This is a genomic window from Pseudomonas farsensis (genome assembly GCF_014268805.2).
GTDB classification, from domain to species: Bacteria; Pseudomonadota; Gammaproteobacteria; order Pseudomonadales; family Pseudomonadaceae; genus Aquipseudomonas; species Aquipseudomonas farsensis.
The window spans coordinates 210,419-227,992 of sequence record NZ_JABWRF020000001.1; the positions used below are offsets into that span (position 1 = coordinate 210,419).

The 17,574-nt window shown below is 63.9% G+C and carries 13 protein-coding genes and 2 pseudogenes; 9 read left to right on the forward strand and 6 right to left on the reverse strand.

Features of this window, described 5'->3' with window-relative positions:
- Nucleotides 1-28: 28 nt before the first annotated feature.
- Together HU719_RS23790 and HU719_RS23795 are read left to right on the forward strand one after the other, a co-directional pair.
- Nucleotides 29-667: pseudogene (locus HU719_RS23790) on the forward strand (PAS domain-containing protein); the annotation flags it as partial.
- Between the two features lie 165 nt (nucleotides 668-832).
- A pseudogene (locus tag HU719_RS23795) lies at nucleotides 833-1,255 on the forward strand (methyl-accepting chemotaxis protein); the annotation flags it as partial.
- Nucleotides 1,256-1,324: 69 nt separating this feature from the next.
- Here HU719_RS23795 and HU719_RS01005 read toward each other — a convergent pair.
- The 3 genes from HU719_RS01005 to cysZ all read right to left on the reverse strand — a co-directional run bounded on the left by HU719_RS01005 (nucleotide 1,325) and on the right by cysZ (nucleotide 3,413).
- Nucleotides 1,325-1,657 (reverse strand): hypothetical protein, encoded by a 333-nt coding sequence (locus tag HU719_RS01005; RefSeq protein WP_186536435.1) that lies wholly within the window; start codon nucleotides 1,655-1,657, stop codon nucleotides 1,325-1,327.
- Nucleotides 1,658-1,763: 106 nt separating this feature from the next.
- A complete protein-coding gene (locus HU719_RS01010; RefSeq protein ID WP_217843687.1) occupies nucleotides 1,764-2,582 on the reverse strand; it encodes a hypothetical protein in 819 nt (272 codons plus the stop codon).
- Between the two features lie 81 nt (nucleotides 2,583-2,663).
- The gene (gene cysZ / locus HU719_RS01015; protein WP_186520286.1) at nucleotides 2,664-3,413 is read right to left on the reverse strand and encodes a sulfate transporter CysZ; all 750 of its coding nucleotides are present in this window, start codon (nucleotides 3,411-3,413) and stop codon (nucleotides 2,664-2,666) included.
- Nucleotides 3,414-3,732: 319 nt separating this feature from the next.
- Between cysZ and trxB the strand changes: the two genes are divergently transcribed.
- Nucleotides 3,733-4,695 (forward strand): thioredoxin-disulfide reductase, encoded by a 963-nt coding sequence (trxB, locus tag HU719_RS01020; RefSeq protein WP_186520287.1) that lies wholly within the window; start codon nucleotides 3,733-3,735, stop codon nucleotides 4,693-4,695.
- 157 nt (nucleotides 4,696-4,852) lie between these two features.
- Here the strand turns inward: trxB and nadC are convergent, their stop codons facing one another.
- Nucleotides 4,853-5,701, reverse strand: coding sequence for a carboxylating nicotinate-nucleotide diphosphorylase (gene nadC / locus HU719_RS01025; RefSeq protein ID WP_186520288.1), 849 nt, complete (start codon nucleotides 5,699-5,701; stop codon nucleotides 4,853-4,855).
- A 241-nt stretch (nucleotides 5,702-5,942) separates the two neighbouring features.
- Between nadC and HU719_RS01030 the strand changes: the two genes are divergently transcribed.
- From HU719_RS01030 to ampE, 3 genes are all read left to right on the forward strand, one after another.
- Complete coding sequence (locus tag HU719_RS01030) at nucleotides 5,943-8,090, forward strand: DUF1631 domain-containing protein (RefSeq protein WP_186536437.1); 2,148 nt, start codon at nucleotides 5,943-5,945, stop codon at nucleotides 8,088-8,090.
- A 181-nt stretch (nucleotides 8,091-8,271) separates the two neighbouring features.
- Nucleotides 8,272-8,838 carry a 1,6-anhydro-N-acetylmuramyl-L-alanine amidase AmpD gene (gene ampD / locus HU719_RS01035; protein ID WP_186520290.1) on the forward strand — a complete coding sequence of 189 codons (567 nt, stop codon included), beginning with the start codon at nucleotides 8,272-8,274 and terminating at the stop codon, nucleotides 8,836-8,838.
- On the forward strand, nucleotides 8,835-9,665 hold the full coding sequence (ampE, locus tag HU719_RS01040; RefSeq protein ID WP_186536438.1) for a regulatory signaling modulator protein AmpE: 831 nt from the start codon (nucleotides 8,835-8,837) through the stop codon (nucleotides 9,663-9,665). The genes ampD and ampE overlap by 4 nt, the downstream gene beginning before the upstream one ends.
- A gap of 168 nt (nucleotides 9,666-9,833) precedes the next feature.
- On the opposite strand, the gene HU719_RS01045 is transcribed toward ampE, so the two are convergent.
- Nucleotides 9,834-10,610 carry a TatD family hydrolase gene (locus HU719_RS01045; RefSeq protein WP_186536439.1) on the reverse strand — a complete coding sequence of 259 codons (777 nt, stop codon included), beginning with the start codon at nucleotides 10,608-10,610 and terminating at the stop codon, nucleotides 9,834-9,836.
- Nucleotides 10,611-10,612: 2 nt separating this feature from the next.
- Nucleotides 10,613-11,605 (reverse strand): catabolite repressor/activator, encoded by a 993-nt coding sequence (gene cra / locus HU719_RS01050; RefSeq protein ID WP_186520293.1) that lies wholly within the window; start codon nucleotides 11,603-11,605, stop codon nucleotides 10,613-10,615.
- Nucleotides 11,606-11,899: 294 nt separating this feature from the next.
- On the opposite strand from cra, the gene ptsP reads away from it, so the two are divergent.
- The 3 genes from ptsP to HU719_RS01065 are packed head-to-tail and all read left to right on the forward strand — an operon-like array spanning nucleotide 11,900 to nucleotide 17,434.
- Nucleotides 11,900-14,752: a phosphoenolpyruvate--protein phosphotransferase gene (gene ptsP / locus HU719_RS01055; protein ID WP_186536440.1), complete on the forward strand. Its 2,853-nt coding sequence runs from the start codon at nucleotides 11,900-11,902 to the stop codon at nucleotides 14,750-14,752.
- A 1-nt stretch (nucleotide 14,753) separates the two neighbouring features.
- On the forward strand, nucleotides 14,754-15,704 hold the full coding sequence (gene pfkB / locus HU719_RS01060; protein ID WP_186536441.1) for a 1-phosphofructokinase: 951 nt from the start codon (nucleotides 14,754-14,756) through the stop codon (nucleotides 15,702-15,704).
- The gene (locus HU719_RS01065) at nucleotides 15,704-17,434 is read left to right on the forward strand and encodes a PTS fructose-like transporter subunit IIB (RefSeq protein WP_186536442.1); all 1,731 of its coding nucleotides are present in this window, start codon (nucleotides 15,704-15,706) and stop codon (nucleotides 17,432-17,434) included. Before pfkB ends, HU719_RS01065 begins: the two co-directional genes overlap by 1 nt.
- Nucleotides 17,435-17,574: the final 140 nt, after the last annotated feature.

The window sequence follows — 17,574 nt, forward strand, 5'->3', positions numbered from 1 at the left end:
GCAGGTCAAGAACAGCCTCGACAGCGAGATGCTGGTGTTGCAGCTGGACCCGCAGGGGCGTATCGAGTCGGTCAACGGCAATTTCGAGAGCGAGATGGGCTACCGTGCCGAGCAATTGCTTGGGCGCAACATCGAAGAAATCATTCCGGCCCATGTGAAGAAGCTCGATTTCTACCAGCGCATGAAAACCGCCATCGCCCGTGGCGAGCACCTCAACGGCGCTTTCCGTTTGCTGCGGGGTAACGGCGATGAGGCCTGGCTGCGCTCGATTCTGCAGCCAGTCAAAGACGCCAACGGGCGCATCAAGCATTTTTCGCTGCATTCGAGCGACTTGACCCGCACCATCGAAGCCTCTCGCGAGCACGAGAGCCTGATCAAGGCGCTGATGCGCTCCACCGCAGTGATCGAGTTCAACCTTGAAGGTGTGGTGCTGACGGCCAATGATCGCTTTCTCAAGAGTATGGGCTACAGCCTTGAGCAGGTGCGCGGCAAGCATCACCGCATTTTCTGCGATGGCGAGGAGGTGAACTCCAGCGATTACAAGACGTTCTGGGACCAGTTGCGCCGTGGCGAATACGTGGCCGGGCGTTTCAAGCGTATTGACGCCCATGGTCGCACGGTATGGCTGGAGGCTTCGTACAACCCGATCTTCGACGCCCATGACGTGCTCTACAAAGTGGTCAAGTTCGCAACCGTGGTAACCGACCAGGTCAACCAGGAGCAAGCCGTCGCCCAGGCTGCTGACATTGCCTATACCACCTCGCTTGAAACCGACGACAGTGCACGCAAAGCCACCGAAGTGGTCACGCAGACAGTCGAGGTGATGCGCGGCCTGGAAGGTTCGATGCAGGACGCCGCCGAGGGCATTCAGGCCCTGGACAAACAGTCCAAGGTCATTGGCGCGATCATCAAGACCATCAGTGACATTGCCGGGCAAACCAACCTGCTGGCGCTCAACGCCGCTATTGAGGCTGCCCGCGCCGGTGAGCAAGGCCGAGGGTTTGCGGTAGTTGCCGACGAAGTGCGTCAGTTGGCTTCGCGCACCAGCAGCGCTACCGAAGAGATTGCCAAGGTGGTGCAGCAGAACGAGCAGCTCGCGCAAGCGGCGGTCGACATCATCGACACCAGCAAGCGCCAGGCCGAGCAAGGGCTGGCGTTGGCTGCCGATACAGGTGGGGTGATCGTCGAGATTCAGGAAGGGGCGAAGAAGGTAGTGGATGCGGTGGGGCAGTTTTCCAGCCAGTTGAACAACTGAGCGTAGGCCGGCCTGCAGCGCCCAGGCACGCCTGCTTGATGGGCTCCATCACGCAGGCGCGATGTTGGTTCAGCCAATCAGCTGGTCATAAACCTCGCCGGCGATAGCGGCGAACGTTTCGATGCTCTGTTCTTCGCCATCGATACGATATTCATCTTCGAACGAGTAAGCGACTGAGAACACACCGCTGAAACTTGCGGTAATGTTGGGCCGTTCGTTGTCGAGGAGGGCGTTGGCTACCAAGACAGGCAGCGATTCACTATGAATCACTAGCTTTTCGGTATGGTTGTTGACGCTGTTGATGTAGATTTGATCGGCGGGCTGATCGATACCTTGTTCCTGCAAGGCTTTATCGAGCAACTCGCTAGCATTGTTTTGGTGCGTTTCAAAAGCTGTGGTCATGTGCAATATTCCTTTTTAATCAGAGGCGCTGGTCGGCTGAGTGCCTGATAGAGGGATGCCGCAGAATGAACTGCTGTGCCTGCCCCCGTTAACCAGCTTTGGAAGATCAGGCGATGATGTCCATTGCCAACATCTGCGCGAACGCTTCGTTGAGGGCGGCTGCGAAGTTGCCTTCATCGCGCATGATGCTTTCCCCGTAAAAGCCGTACTGCAGTTGGTCAGAAGTTTCCAGATTTCCGGTAATCACTGCCCAGGTCAGATAGATATCGACAGGTAGCCGGTCGGAGGCATCATCGGTGTTGGAGATGAGCCAATGTCCAGTGGCATTCAGTCCATGCTTTGGCAGTACTTCCATCAGCACCGCGTAAACGCTTTCCTGTACCAAACCGAAGGCATCGTGTTGCTCGTTGGTCAGGGGAGGGCCCATGCGGCCGGTTTCGCGCAGATTGCCCAGCGGGCCATCGGGGTCAATTGGGCCCTGAGGTTCTGGCTTGATCTCTGGATCTACTGGGTCGACTACCTCCGGATCAACGACTTCCGGATCGACGACTTCTGGATCAACGACTTCTGGATCAACGACTTCTGGATCAACGACTTCCGGATCGACGACTTCTGGATCGACGACTTCCGGATCGACGACTTCCGGATCAACGACTTCTGGTGGATCAACGACTTCTGGATCAACAACCTCTGGATCAACGACCTCTAGATCGACCTCTGTATCGACGTCTGGATCAACGACCTGTGGATCCACGGTGCCGTCACCGTCCTCGTCGATAATTACCGATTCATCCGGATCAATACCGCCCTCGTCGATAATTACCGATTCATCCGGATCAATACCGCCCTCATCAATGATCACCGAGCCTTCACCGTCGAGGTTCGGTACTACTTCCTTTTCTTTGGTTTTGTCATCGTCATTCATCTGCTTATCCTCTTGATATGAATGCCAACAGGTGGCGCAGATGATTGAGCCATAGGGTGAAGTGTCGAGGAGCGTACCTATCTACCGCTCCGTCTTTTTAGCCAGCCCCTCTTCGCGAACCCAGAACAAGGTGGCCCCGGCAACCGCTGCCGGCATCATCAGGATGTTTACGAACGGGATCAGCAAGGCGAGGTAGGTGATGCCGCCAAAACCCAGCGACTGCCAGCGCTTGCTGCGCAGCCACGCGAGCATGTCCTGCCAGCTCATCTTGTTGTTATCCGCTGGGTAGTCGATGTACTGGATAGCCATCATCCAGATGCCGAACACCAGCCACAGCGGCGCGGCAATCAAATTGACCACCGGAATCAGCGACAGGATGAACAGGCCGATGGCCCGTGGCAGGAAGTACCCCAGCTTGCGCATTTCGCGGCTAAAGGTGCGGGGCACCATGGCGACCAGTTCGCCCCAGCTGAACGTGGGGAAGTTATCCTCGCCGCGTAGCACCACCTCGACCTTTTCTGCGAGGAAACCGTTGAATGGGGCCGCGATCACGTTGGCCAGCATCGTGAAGGTGAAGAACACCATCAGCAGCAACAGCGCCACAAACAGTGGCCACAGCACATAGCTCAAAAAGCTGAGCCAGTCGGGCAGGGTGGGCATCAGGTGGTCGAGCCAGGTGCTGAACTGTTGGCCGGCAAACCAGATCAGGCCGCAGAACAGCAGCAGGTTCACTGCCAGGGGCAGCAGCACGAACAGGCGCAGGCCAGGGCTGAGCACAAGCTTCAGGCCCTCGCGCAGGTATTGAGGGCCAGAAAGAACATTGGCTTGCATGGGAAGGCTCCGCGTGTGGAAAACGCGCTGACCTTACCGAGTTTGTTGCGCTGACGGAAGGTGGCCGAGCACTGCGAAACGGCGTGTAACAAAGGGCGCGGCTGGCAAGTGGCGCGATTCTTCGCAAATAGAGAGTGCCTATAAGGTGGATTGTCGAAGGATATTTCCTTAATCTCTGCGGCCTCGCTACAGTGCGCTCAACTTTTCGTTTCAGGGCCGACGCGTTGTAGTGCTTCCCCAAGTGCTGCGTAGGCCCTTTTTAATTCCAGCTGGCGCAACCGCCACCTTGACGGTGCGGCCCGCTCGACAGGAGTTCGTCATGTCCGAAGTACGTCATTCGCGCGTCATCATTCTGGGTTCCGGCCCTGCCGGTTACAGCGCTGCCGTGTATGCTGCGCGTGCCAACCTCAAGCCGCTGCTGATCACCGGCATGCAGGCCGGTGGCCAGCTGACCACCACCACTGAAGTCGACAACTGGCCGGGCGACCCCCATGGCCTGACCGGCCCGGCACTGATGCAGCGCATGCAGGAACACGCCGAGCGCTTCGAGACCGAAATCGTCTTCGACCACATCAATGCCGTCGATCTGGCCAACAAGCCGTTCACGCTGCAGGGCGACAGCGGCACCTACACCTGCGACGCGCTGATTATCGCTACCGGTGCCAGTGCCCGTTACCTGGGCCTGCCGTCGGAAGAAACCTTCATGGGTAAAGGGGTTTCGGCCTGCGCCACCTGCGACGGTTTCTTCTACCGCAACAAACCGGTCGCTGTGGTAGGTGGTGGCAATACCGCTGTGGAAGAGGCGCTGTACTTGGCCAACATCGCCAGCAAAGTCACCTTGGTGCACCGCCGCGATACCTTCCGCGCCGAGAAAATTCTCATCGACAAGCTCAACGCCCGTGTCGCTGAAGGCAAGATCGAACTCAAGCTCAATGCCACCCTGGATGAAGTACTGGGGGACAACATGGGTGTGACCGGCGCGCGCCTGAAGAACAACGACGGCAGCAGCGATGAAATCAAGGTCGACGGCGTATTCATTGCCATTGGCCACACCCCGAACACGTCGCTGTTCGAAGGCCAGCTGACCCTCAAGGATGGCTACCTGGTGGTCAATGGCGGCCGTGAAGGCAATGCCACCGCCACCAACGTCGAGGGCGTGTTCGCGGCAGGCGATGTGGCTGACCACGTTTATCGCCAGGCGATCACTTCGGCCGGTGCTGGCTGCATGGCGGCGCTGGACGTCGAACGCTACCTGGACGGGCTGGCCAACGCTTCGTTCTGATCGAGGCAGATGGGGCCGCTTTGCGGCCCTTTCGCGGTGGTTTGGCACTCCGAGCAAGCCCAGGACGGTAATAGGCCCACTGCACCGGCCTCGTGCCATCCCCTGATGGAGATCTCTGACTGAGATCTTGTGGGAGCGGGCTTGCCCCGCGATCAATTCACAGGCTAAGGCGCATGGACAGGTCCACCGCCTTCACATCCTTGGTCATGGCACCAATCGAGATGTAGTCAACGCCGGTCTCGGCAATCACCCGCAGTGTCTCTTCATTGACTCCGCCGCTGGCCTCAAGCTTGGCCTTGCCGGCGTTGATGCGCACCGCTTCGCGCATTTCGTCAAGGGTCAGTTCATCGAGCATGACGATGTCGGCGCCCGCCGCCAGTGCCTGGCGCAGCTCATCAAGGCTTTCTACCTCGATTTCCACTGGCTTGCCTGGGGCGATGCGGTGCGCGGCGGCAACCGCTTCGGCCACGCCACCGCTGGCGGCGATATGGTTTTCCTTGATCAGGAAAGCGTCGTACAGGCCGATGCGGTGGTTGTCGCAGCCGCCGCAGGTGACGGCGTACTTTTGCGCAAGGCGCAAGCCCGGCAAGGTTTTGCGGGTGTCGAGCAGGCGCACCTGGGTGCCCTCGACCAGGTCGGCCAGAAAGCGTGCGCGGGTGGCGACGCCCGACAGCATCTGCAGGAAGTTCAGCGCCGAACGCTCGCCACTGAGCAGCGAGCGCGCCGGCCCTTCAAGGTGGAACAGCGCCTGATTGGCCACCGCGCGGTCGCCGTCAGCCACTTGCCAGTGCACCGCAACCCGCGGGTCGAGCTGGCGGAACACCGCATCCACCCACGCGGTACCAGCAATTACGCAGTCTTCGCGGGTGATGATGGTCGCGGTGGCCAGGCGCTCGGCCGGGATCAGCTCGGCGGTGATATCGCCGCTGCCGATGTCTTCGCGCAGTGCACGGCGCACGTTGGCTTCGATTTCGGCGGTCAGGTCGGCGAGGCGTAGGTTCGGCATGGTCGGCTCCACAAGCTAGATGGCGGCGATTATAGGGCAGGGGCGCGGGCTGTACAGCAGCGGCGGCGATGACCTTTTGTCAGGCGTTGTGAGCTTTTTGCCAAAACCGTGGTCAGTTCAGGCGTACAAAAGGCCGCTGGCGGCTATGGGCGTTTTCGCAGATAATGGCGCCTTGTATTTGGCGTCATAGCTTTGACGTACTGTCCTGTCGAATATCGCTACATCCAGCAAGGAGTTCCGGATGCATAAAGAAGGCAAGGTGGTGCCCCTGGCGGGGGCCATCGACCGAGGCGCGCGTGCGCTCTCGCCCTGCCTTCCGGTATTGCTGCTGCAAGTGCGCGACAAGGCTGCAATGCAGCTGCGTCAGGGTTTGCAAGCGTTGTTCGACAATGCCGACGACACCCTGTTCGAGATGGCCGACAAGGCCAGCGGGCGCCCCGACCAGAACCTCTATTTCGAAGCCATGCGCGACCTGCGCCTCAAGCGCAAGAGCATCGAGCGCGGCTTTCTCGACACCTTCTACGACGCCTTCTCGCGTATCGGCCAGGCTGACGCCTACGAGCTGGGCCTGCCCCCTGCGTCGGCCAACGGCCCTCTGGAGCGTGCAGTGGCGGTGCAGGGCATGGTTGATCGGGTGCTTTCACGCGATGGCTTCGTGCTGCAACAACTGAACCTGCGCTTCAGCGTATTGCTGGACGTCGAGCTGGATGAGTCGCGCAACCCTATGGGGCCCGCCAGCCTGTGTGGCTATTTTCTCGCCGCCGGGCGCAGCTTGGGTGTGGGCCTGAACGTCAAGCTGGTGTTGCTGAAGCTGTTCGAGCGTTATGTGTTGCGCGACCTCGACCAGCTCTATGGCGAAGCCAACCAGTTGCTGGCCAGCGCCGATGTGTTGCCCGACCTGCTGCCTGCGCCGCGCCGCCGCGCCGAAGACCGGCGCAGCAGCCCGCTTGGCATGCCTTGCGCCGATGGTTTGGCCAACGACCCCACGCCCGACAGTTCCGGCCAGGCGTTCATCGCGGCGCTGGGCGACTTGCTGGCGCCGGCCCGTGGCCAGTTCGCACCGCGCCTGTCGAGTGCCGGCGCGGTGCAGGCGATCAGCACCAGCGACCTGCTGCGCCTGCTGACCCACCTGCAACACTATGTACCGGCGCCGGGCGAGTCGGACGACTTCGACCTTGGCCAGCAGCTTGAACAACTGCTGCTGCGGGTGAGCGTGCGCAGCGGCACGCGCCGGCGCATTGCCGTTGGCGATGAAGACATGATCAACCTGGTGGCGTTGCTGTTCGCCTTTATCCAGGACGACTACAACCTGCCTGAGAGCCTGCGCGCGCTGATCTGCCGCTTGCATATCCCGCTGCTCAAGGTGGCGTTGCTCGACAAGACACTGTTCAGCCGCGCCACCCACCCGGCGCGGCGCCTGGTCAACGAAATCGCCGCCGTGGCGATTGGCTGGGAAACCGACGGCGAAGGCCTGCGCGACAGCCTGCACTTGCGTGTCGAGCGTGTGGTGCAACGCTTGCTCAACGATTTTTCCGAAGACTGCAGCCTGTTCAACGAATTGCTCGACGAGTTTCTGGCCTTCAGCCAGGACGAGCGCCGGCGTAACGAACTGCTGGAGCAGCGCACCCGCGACGCCGAAGAAGGCCGCGCCCGTACCCAGCAGGCGCGGCTGCGGGTGCAGGATGAACTGAACCAGCGCTTGCGCGGGCGTGTGTTGCCACTGACGCTGGTGCAAATGCTTGAGCATGCCTGGAGCCAGGTGCTGCTGCTGGCCTGGCTCAAGCAGGGCGAAGCTTCCAGCGCCTGGGCCGAGGGCCTGGCGACGGTCGACGCGTTGCTGGCCAGCATTGCGCCGCACCCGCAACCTGAGCAGTTGCTTGAACAATTACCGGCGTTGCTCAAGGCGCTGCGTGAGGGGCTGGCCGGGGTTGCCCTGGATTCAGCCGCCACCCGCGATTTCTTCCAGCAACTGGAGCGCCTGCACCTGCGTGCCTGTGGTGGCTCGCTGGCCGATGACGAGGTGCCAGCGCAGGTCTGTGTGCAGTCCGACATCGTGCTGGCGCTGGCGGATGAGTCCACCTGTGCGCCGAGGCAGCCGGGCGTTGCCGAGGAGCCTGCGCTGCATCAGGTCGATCGCCTGCGTCTGGGCACCTGGGTTGAGGTGATGGATGACGGTGATGCGCTGCGCTGCAAGCTGGTGGCGCGTATCGACTGCAGCGACCGCTTGGTATTTGCCAACCGCACCGGCATGAAGGTGCGTGAATGGAGCCGCGCCGAGCTGGCCGTGGCCCTGCGTCGGGGGGAGGTTCGCCTGCTTGATGACGGGTTGCTGTTCGAGCGCGCCCTGGATGCTGTGCTTGCGCAGTTGCGCGCTCAGCAGGTGCGCTGACGGCGCTTGCGCAGGCATACTGAGTGCATGCCCGCTGGGGCCGCTTTGCGACCCTTCGCAGGGCAAGCCCGCTCCTACAGGAAGTACGGCTTTTGTGGGAGCGGGCTCGCCCCGCGATGGCCCTCAACGAACCCCACTGCCAAGCATCAACCTGCCCCTGGCCCCTTTCAGGATCTGCCCCATGCAACTGGACCGCGCGACTGGCTGGTTCACCGGCGTCACCCGCTGCCCCTCGCCGAACTTCAATGAACGCCCCGCCGGCGAGGCTGTGTCGTTGCTGGTTATCCACAACATCAGCCTGCCGCCCGCCTGCTTCGGTACTGGCAAGGTGCAGGCGTTCTTCCAGAATCGCCTGGACGCTGCCGAACACCCTTACTTCGAAAGCATCTGCCACCTGACGGTGTCGGCGCACCTGTTTGTCGAGCGCGACGGCGCGGTGACGCAGTTCGTGTCGTTGCATGACCGCGCCTGGCATGCGGGGGTGTCGAGGTTTGACGGGCGCGAAGGCTGCAATGACTTTTCTATCGGCATCGAGCTTGAAGGCACCGATGAGCTGCCCTATACAGATGCCCAGTACCTGGCGCTCGAGCGCCTGACTGCGCAGATCCGCCAAGCCTGGCCGCAGATCGATACGCAGCGCATCCAGGGCCATAGCGACATCGCGCCGGGGCGCAAGACCGACCCCGGCCCGGCATTCGATTGGCAGCGCTACCGCGCCGCCTTGCAACACAGTGAGGGCAAACAATGAGTTTTCTGGTCTTGGTGCTGGTGCTGTGGGTCGAGAAGTTTTCCGCCCTGCGCCAGCGTCTGCAGCGTGACGGGTTGTTCCTTGGCGAGTTGCTGCGCCTTGAACGCAGCGGCAAGGCAGCGCCGGCCTGGGCGTTGACGCTGCTGGTACTGGCCCCGGTGGTGGTGCTGTTGCTGCTGCTGCACGTGCTGGAGCCGGTTGCCTACGGCCTGCTGGCGTTGCCCGTGCACTTGCTGGTGCTGATCTACAGCCTGGGCCGTGGTGATGTGAAGGCATCGCTCGGGCCGTTTCGCGATGCCTGGCGCCGCGGTGATGACCAGGCCGCGCTGCACGCGGCCGAGCGTGACCTTGGGTTACAGGCCGAAGACGCCGGCAGCTTGATCAAGCGCGTTCAGGGGCACCTGCTGTGGCAGGCCTATCAGAGCTTCTTTGCGGTGGTTTTCTGGTACTTCCTGCTGGGGCCTGCCGCGGCGCTGGCCTATCGCCTGCTGGCGCTGGGTGCCGAGCACAGTCGCCAGCCAGGCATCCAGGCGTTGGCTGCGCAGCTGCGCCATGCCATGGACTGGTTGCCGGTGCGGGTGGTTGCGGTGAGCTTTGCCTTGGTGGGCAACTTCGTCGCGGTCACCCGGGTGATGTTGCATGCCTTGCTCGACTGGCATGTCAGCGCGGGGCATTTGGTTGCGCAGGTTGGCCGGGTGGCGGATGACATTCCCGAGGAGGAAGGCCATCAGCAAGGGCTGGCGCGTCTGGACACCTTGTGGGAGCTGCTGCTGCGCTGTGCGGTGTTGTGGTACGCCTGCTTTGCGCTGTGTACCGTGCTGGCCTGACCTGCGCGGTCTTTATGGGAGGTTCTGGGGGGTGTACACGCCTGTGGTGGCCTCATCGCAGACTATCGCCAGCTCCCACAGGGATCGCGCCGGGCCTTTATATCGATGTATGACGCAACCCCTGTGGGAGCTGGCGATAGCCTGCGATGAGGCCAGTACAGGCTGAAGCTACCAGCCAAACAGCTCATCGGCATTGCGGCTGCTCACCTCAGCCAACTCGCCAGCCTCAACCCCCATCACCTGCGCCAATGCTTCAGCTATCTCAGGCAGATGCTCCGGGCTGTTACGCATGCCCGCATACATCACCGGGGCCATGTCGGGGGCATCGGTTTCCAGCACCACAGCCTCCAGCGGCAGGCGGGCCAGGGTCTTGCGCAGGCGCAGCGCCTGGGGCCAGGTCGCAGCCCCCCCAAGCCCCAGGCGGAACCCCAGCTTTATATATTCGCGCGCCTCTTCATAACTGCCGGCGAACGCATGGATGACCCCCGCCCGCGCAGGCTTGTAGCGCTTGAGCGTGGCAATCACCTGCGCATGGCTGCGGCGAACGTGCAGCAGGGCGGGCAGTGCGAAGTCGCAGGCCAGTTGCAACTGGGCTTCGAACAGCGCTTGCTGACGCTGCGGGTCAAGCGCTGGCAGGTAGTAATCCAGGCCGAATTCGCCCACCGCGCACAGCCGTCGGTCGCCACACAGGCGCTGTAACCAGTCGCGCAATGTTGCCAGATGCTCGGGGCGATGTTGGTCGAGGTAGACCGGGTGCAGGCCAAGGGCTGCGAAAATTCGCTCGTCGCTACAGGCCAGGTCCCACACGCGCTGGAAGTTGTCCTGATACACCCCCAGCACCACCATGCGTTCCACCCCGCGCGCCGCAGCGCTGGCCAGCAGTTGCCGGCGGTCGCCGTCGAAGTCGGGGAAGTCCAGGTGCGTGTGGGTATCGATCAGGCGCATGGTCAGGCCGTGATGCGGCGCTTGAAGGTGCGGCCAATGGCGTGCACGCCGGGCTGGTAGCGTTTTTCTTCGATGGCCGCCAGGGCCAGCTCCAGCGCAGTTGCGGCGATCAGACCGTGCTGCTGGGCCATGGCGTTGACCGGCAGCGGCAGGAAGTCGAGCAACTGATTGTCGCCGAAGGTGCCCAGCTGCAACTGACGCGAGCCGGCAGGGCGCGCCTGCAAGGTGTCGAAAACCCCTTGCAGCAGTACGTAGGAGGTGGTCACCAGCGCATCCGGCAGCCCGCCTTGCTCGTCGATCAGTTGCTGCATCAGGCGCTGCCCGCACTCACGGCTGAACGCCTCGCCTTGGTAGCGCCACACTTGCCCGGCAAACCCCTGCAGCGCTTCATCGAAACCGCCGGCACGGGCCTGGCTGACCGACAGCTCTGGGCGCGCGCCGATCAGTGCGATGCTCTGCGGGGCGGTTTGCAGCAGGCTGCCGGCGAGTTGGCGGCTGGCATCACGGTCATCACTGATGACTGAACAGAAGTGGGCCGGGTCCAGCCCACGGTCGATGGCGATTACCGGCAGGCCTTTGTCTTGCAGTTCGCGGTAGCTGGTGTCCTGCGCGGGCAGGCAACTGGCGACGAACAGCGCGTCGCAGCGCCGCGCGCGGAACAGCTGCTGCAACTGGTGTTCGATTTCTGGCTGGTCATCACTGCTGGCGATCAGCAACTGGTAACCACGGGCGCGAGCACCTTGCTCCAGCTGTTTGGCGATACGGGCGTAGCTGGGGTTCTCAAGGTCCGGGAGAATGAACCCCAAGGTCCGGGTATGGCGGCTGCGCAGGCCGGCGGCCTGGGGGTTGGGGGTGAAGCCATGGGCCTCGACCACCGCACGCACGCGCTCGACGGTGCTGCTGCTGATGCGCTGCTGTTCAGCCTTGCCGTTGATGACGTAGCTGGCGGTGGTGACTGACACACCGGCCAGACGGGCGATATCGCTGAGTTTCACCGAATTTTCCTTGTTATTTCCGGGACTGGCTGCTTGCCTGACCGGGTAGTGTGTCCCAAGGGCAAGCGTGTGCGCAGGCGACCATTGTCGCAATTGTCCGACGGGATGGGGCTTTTTCGTTGGAAGATTATCGAGTAACGTGCCGGCTTGGTCAGATTAAACGTTTCAGCGTGGCGAAATTTCCTGCCCGGATTATCGAATTCGCCGCCTGCGCAGGTTATTTGAACGGCCCGTGCCGTTGAAATTCACAACAATACCTCGGCTGCCAACATGGGCGCCGTAAAGGAGAAGGTCATGCTCGAGCTTGCCGTGGAGCAGATTGCCATGGGCCAGAAAGCCGCCGACAAAGGCCAGGCGCTGGCGTTGCTGGCCGAACGGCTGGTAGCCGATGGCCTGGTGGCCGAGGGGTATCTTGATGGCCTGCGTGCCCGCGAGGCGCAGGGTTCGACCTTTTTGGGCCAAGGCATTGCCATCCCCCATGGCACCCCCGAGACCCGCGACCTTGTGTATGCCACCGGCGTGCGCCTGATGCAGTTCCCCGACGGGGTGGACTGGGGCGACGGGCAGATCGTCTACCTCGCCATCGCCATCGCCGCGCGCTCTGACGAGCACTTGCGCCTGTTGCAACTGCTGACCCGCGCCCTAGGCGAGACCGACCTTGCCGAGGCGTTGCGCCGCGCCAGTTCCGCAGAAGCGCTGCTCAAACTGTTGCAGGGCGCGCCCCAGGCGCTGGCGCTGGATGCGCAACTGGTCGGGCTGAACCTTGCCGCGGAAGATTTTGACGAGCTGGCCTGGCGCGGCGCACGCCTGTTACAGCGCGCTGGCTGCGTCGAGAGCGGCTTTGCCGGTGTGCTGCAACAGGCCGAGCCGCTGCCGCTGGGCGAAGGCCTTTGGTGGCTGCACAGCGAGCGCCAGGTGCGCCAGCCGGGCCTGGCGTTCATTACCCCACAGCAACCGCTGCGTTACCGCGACCAGCCGCTGAACGGGCTGTTCTGCCTGGCCAGCCTCGGCGCTGCGCATCAGGCGTTGCTTGAGCGGCTGTGCGAAGTGCTGATCGAAGGCCGCGGGCAGATGCTCTACCAGGCCACCAGCAGCCGTACGGTGCTTGAAGTGCTTGGCGGTGAAGTCCCCGCCGACTGGCCGAGTGCCCGCGTGGTGCTGGCCAACCCCCACGGCCTGCACGCCCGCCCGGCCAAGGAGCTGGCACAACTGGCGAAGCGTTTTGATGGCGAGATTCGGATCCGCGTAGCCGACAGCCCGCAAACAGCAGTGTCGGTCAAAAGCCTGAGCAAGTTGCTCAGCCTCGGTGCCCGGCGTGGCCAGACGCTGGAACTGGTGGCCGAGCCCGGCATTGCCGCCGACGCCCTGCCGGCGTTGCTTGCTGCTATCGAGCAAGGCCTTGGCGAGGCGGTGGAGCCGGTGCCTGCGGCCGTGCAAGTGCTGCCCGAGGCCCCGCCTGAAGCCGTGGTTGCGCCGGTTGCCGGCAGCACCTTGCAGGCCGTGGCCGCAGCGCCTGGTATCGCCTGTGGCCCGGCGCATGTCTGCGTCGAGCGTGATATCGACTACCCGCTGCGCGGCGAGTCGCCCGCCAAGGAGCGCGTCAAGCTGCGCAGTGCCCTTGATGCGGTGCATGCAGACCTGCAACACCTCGTGCAGCGCAGTGACAAGGCCATTGGCGAGATCTTCGTCACGCACCAGGAAATGCTCGGCGACCCGGCGCTGGCCGATGAAGTCGAACTGCGCCTGGCCCAAGGTGAAAGCGCGGCTGCCGGCTGGATGGCGGTGATCGAAGCCGCCGCCCGCGAGCAGGAAGCCCTGCAGGACACGCTGCTCGCCGAACGCGCCGCCGACCTGCGCGACATTGGTCGGCGCGTGCTGGCGCAACTGTGCGGCGTGCAACAAAGCGCCGAGCCTGAACAACCTTATGTGCTGGTGATGGCCGAAGTCGGCCCGTCCGATGTAGCGCGCCTGGACCCGGCCCGCGTCGCCGGCATCGTCACCGCCCACGGCGGCGCCACCGCGCACAGCGCCATCGTGGCTCGCGCCCTGGGCATCCCTGCCGTAGTTGGCGCAGGGGAGGCGATCTTGGTGCTCGACAGCGGCACGCCGTTGTTGCTCGATGGCCAGCGCGGCCGCGTGACGATTGCCCCCGAAGCAGATGAACTGCAGCGTGCGTTGGCCGAGCGCGACGCCCGCGAGCAGCGCCTGCAAGCGGCCTGGGCCAGCCGCCATGAGCCGGCGACCACCCGCGACGGCCACGCGTTGGAGGTGTGCGCCAACATCGGCGACAGCGCAAGCATCGACAAAGTGGTGGAGCAGGGCGCCGAAGGGGTTGGCCTGCTGCGCACCGAGCTGATTTTCATGGCCCACACCCAGGCTCCCGATGTTGCCACCCAAGAGGCCGAGTACCGCCGCGTGCTCGATGGCCTGGCAGGTCGCCCGCTGGTGGTACGTACACTGGATGTCGGCGGCGACAAACCGCTGCCTTACTGGCCGATTGGCGCAGAGGAAAACCCTTTCCTTGGCGTGCGCGGCGTGCGCCTGACCTTGCAGCGCCCGCAGGTCATGGAAGACCAGCTGCGCGCGCTGCTGCAGGCCGCTGACGACCGGCCATTGCGCATCATGTTCCCGATGGTCGGGCAGATGCATGAATGGCGCGCGGCCAAGGCGATGGTCGACCGGCTGCGCGAGCAGATCCCGGTGCGCGACCTGCAAGTGGGGATCATGGTCGAGGTGCCATCGGCGGCCTTGCTGGCCCCGCAGTTGGCGCGTGAGGTGGACTTCTTCAGCGTCGGCACCAACGACCTGACGCAGTACACCCTGGCCATCGACCGCGGCCACCCGAGCCTCTCGGCCCAGGCCGACGGCCTGCACCCGGCGGTGCTGCAATTGATCGACATGACCGTGCGCGCCGCCCATGCCCATGGCAAGTGGGTAGGCGTGTGTGGCGAGCTGGCTGCCGACCCGCAAGCGGTGGCGGTGCTGCTGGGCCTTGAGGTGGACGAGCTCAGTGTGTCAGCGCGCAGCGTCGCCGAAGTCAAGGCACTGGTGCGCCAGGCCGATTATTCGACGGCTCGCGCCCTGGCGCGCGAAGCCCTGCAACAGGACAGCGCCGAAGCGGTTCGGGCGCTGGTGGAGCGATACTGACATGGCCAAGATCCTTACCCTGACCCTCAACCCTGCGCTGGACCTCACCGTCAGCCTCGACACCCTGCGCCCCGGTGCGGTCAACCGCAGCCAGGCCCAGCACAGCCACGCCGCCGGCAAGGGGCTGAACGTCGCCCAAGTGCTGGCTGACCTGGGCCACAGCGTCACCGTTGGCGGGTTTCTCGGCCAGGACAATCTGCAACCCTTCGAAGCGTTGATCGCCGCGCGTGGGTTTACTGACTGTTTCGTGCGCGTAGCGGGCGAGACGCGCAGCAATATCAAGGTGGTCGAAGCCGACGGCCGGGTCACCGACATCAATGGCCTCGGGCCACAGGTCGACGAAGCCGCGTGTGCCGCACTGCTTGAGCGCCTGGCGCAGATTGCCCCCGGCCATGACGCGGTCGTGGTGGCCGGCAGCCTGCCCCGTGGAGTCAGCCCGCAGTGGCTGCGGCAATTGCTGGAACGGCTCAAGGCGATGGGCCTGAAAGTTGCCCTGGACAGCAGCGGCGACGCCCTGCGCGCCGGTTTGCAAGCCGCGCCATGGCTGGTCAAACCCAACACCGAAGAACTGGGCGAGGTGCTCGGCATGGCGGTGGAGGCGCCGGCGCAGCAGCGCACGGCGGCTGCCCAGCTACTGAGCACAGGCATCGCCCATGTCGTTGTCTCCCAGGGCGAGCACGGCGTCAGCTGGTTCGCCGCCGGCCAGGCGCTGCATGCACAGCCGCCAAGCGTGCGCATTGCCAGCACCGTCGGCGCCGGGGACTCCCTGGTGGCGGGCATGGTCCATGGCCTGTTGCAAGGCGAGGCGCCGCACGCCACGTTGCGCCGCGCCACCGCCATTGCCGCGCAGGCCGTTACCCAGGTCGGCTTCGGCATTTGTGACCGTGAGCAACTGGCGCGCCTTGAAGCCGGCGTGCAACTGACCGAACAACAAGAACCTGAGGGCCGCTGATGAACATTGCCATTGTCACTGCCTGCCCCAACGGCCAGGTATCCAGCGTGCTCAGTGCACGCCTGCTGTCTGCGGCTGCGCAACGCCGGGGCTGGAGTACCAGCGTCGAGGTGCAGGACAGCGAACACCCCGAACGCCGCCTGACCTCGGCACAGATCGCTGGCGCCGACTGGGTGCTGGTGGTCAGCACCGGCCCGGTGGACCTGAGCCGCTTCACCGGCAAACGGGTGTACCAGAGCACGCCGGCGCAGGCCCTGGCCGACCGCGAAGGCTTCCTCGACGAAGCCGCCGCCAGTGCCCAGGTACTGCACGACAGCCCACCGGCTGCGGCGGCGGCGGCGCCACGGCTGGTGGCAGTGACGGCCTGTCCGACCGGCGTCGCCCACACCTTCATGGCCGCCGAGGCCTTGCAGCAGGCCGCTGCGGCGCTCGGCTACCAGCTCACCGTCGAGACCCAAGGCTCGGTCGGGGCACGCAACCCACTGCCGGCCGAGGCTATCGCCGAGGCCGACGTGGTGCTGCTGGCCGCGGATATTGAAGTGCCGACGGCGCGCTTTGCCGGCAAGCGCATCTATCGCTGCGGCACCGGCATCGCCCTCAAGCAAGCCCGCGCCACGCTGGACAAGGCGCTTGCCGAAGGCAAGGTTGAAAGCGCCGGCGACAGCGCCCAGGCCGCCCAGAAAACCGAGAAAGCCGGGGTGTACAAGCACCTGCTGACCGGCGTCTCGTTCATGTTGCCGATGGTGGTGGCGGGCGGGCTGCTGATCGCGCTGTCATTCGTCTTCGGCATCGAAGCCTACAAGGAGCCTGGCACCTTGCCCGCCGCCTTGATGCAGATCGGCGGTGATGCTGCGTTCAAGCTGATGGTGCCGCTGCTGGCGGGTTACATCGCCTGGTCCATCGCCGACCGCCCAGGCCTTGCGCCGGGGATGATTGGCGGTTTGCTGGCGAGCACCCTGGGTGCAGGTTTCATTGGCGGGATCGTCGCAGGTTTTCTGGCCGGCTACAGCGCCAAGGCCCTGGCCCGCTGGGTACGCCTGCCGAGCAGCCTGGATGCGCTCAAGCCGATCCTGATCATCCCGCTGGTGGCGAGCCTGTTCACGGGGCTGGTGATGATCTATGTGGTTGGCCAGCCGGTGGCGGCGATGCTGGTGGGGCTGACGCATTTTCTCGACAGCATGGGCACCACCAACGCCATCCTGCTTGGGGTGCTGCTGGGCGGCATGATGTGTGTCGACCTCGGGGGGCCGATCAACAAGGCTGCCTATGCGTTCTCGGTGGGGCTACTGGCTTCGTCCAGCTACGCACCGATGGCGGCGACCATGGCCGCCGGGATGGTGCCGCCCATCGGGCTTGGCCTGGCGACGTTCCTGGCGCGGCGCAAGTTCGCCCAGAGCGAGCGTGAGGCGGGCAAGGCGGCGCTGGCGCTGGGGCTGTGCTTCATCTCTGAAGGCGCGATCCCGTTCGCTGCCAAGGACCCGCTGCGGGTGATCCCGGCGAGCATTGCCGGCGGGGCGTTGACCGGCGCGCTGTCGATGTATTTCGGCTGCAAACTGATGGCCCCGCATGGCGGGCTGTTCGTGCTGCTGATCCCCAATGCGATCAACCACGCGCTGCTGTACCTGCTGGCGATTGTTGCGGGCAGCTTGGTGACGGCGGTGGTGTATGCGCTGATCAAGAAGGCCGAGCAGGTGGAATTGGCAGTGGCTCCGGCTCAGACCACACGCTGATTGTCCGGGCAGCGCGGGAAATTTATGGTTCTGTGCAAGCTTGTGGTGGCCTCATCGCAGGCTCTCGCCAGCTCCCACAGAGGCCATGTTCAACCGCAACCTTGCCGGTTGGACCCAATCCTGTGGGAAATGATAGAGAG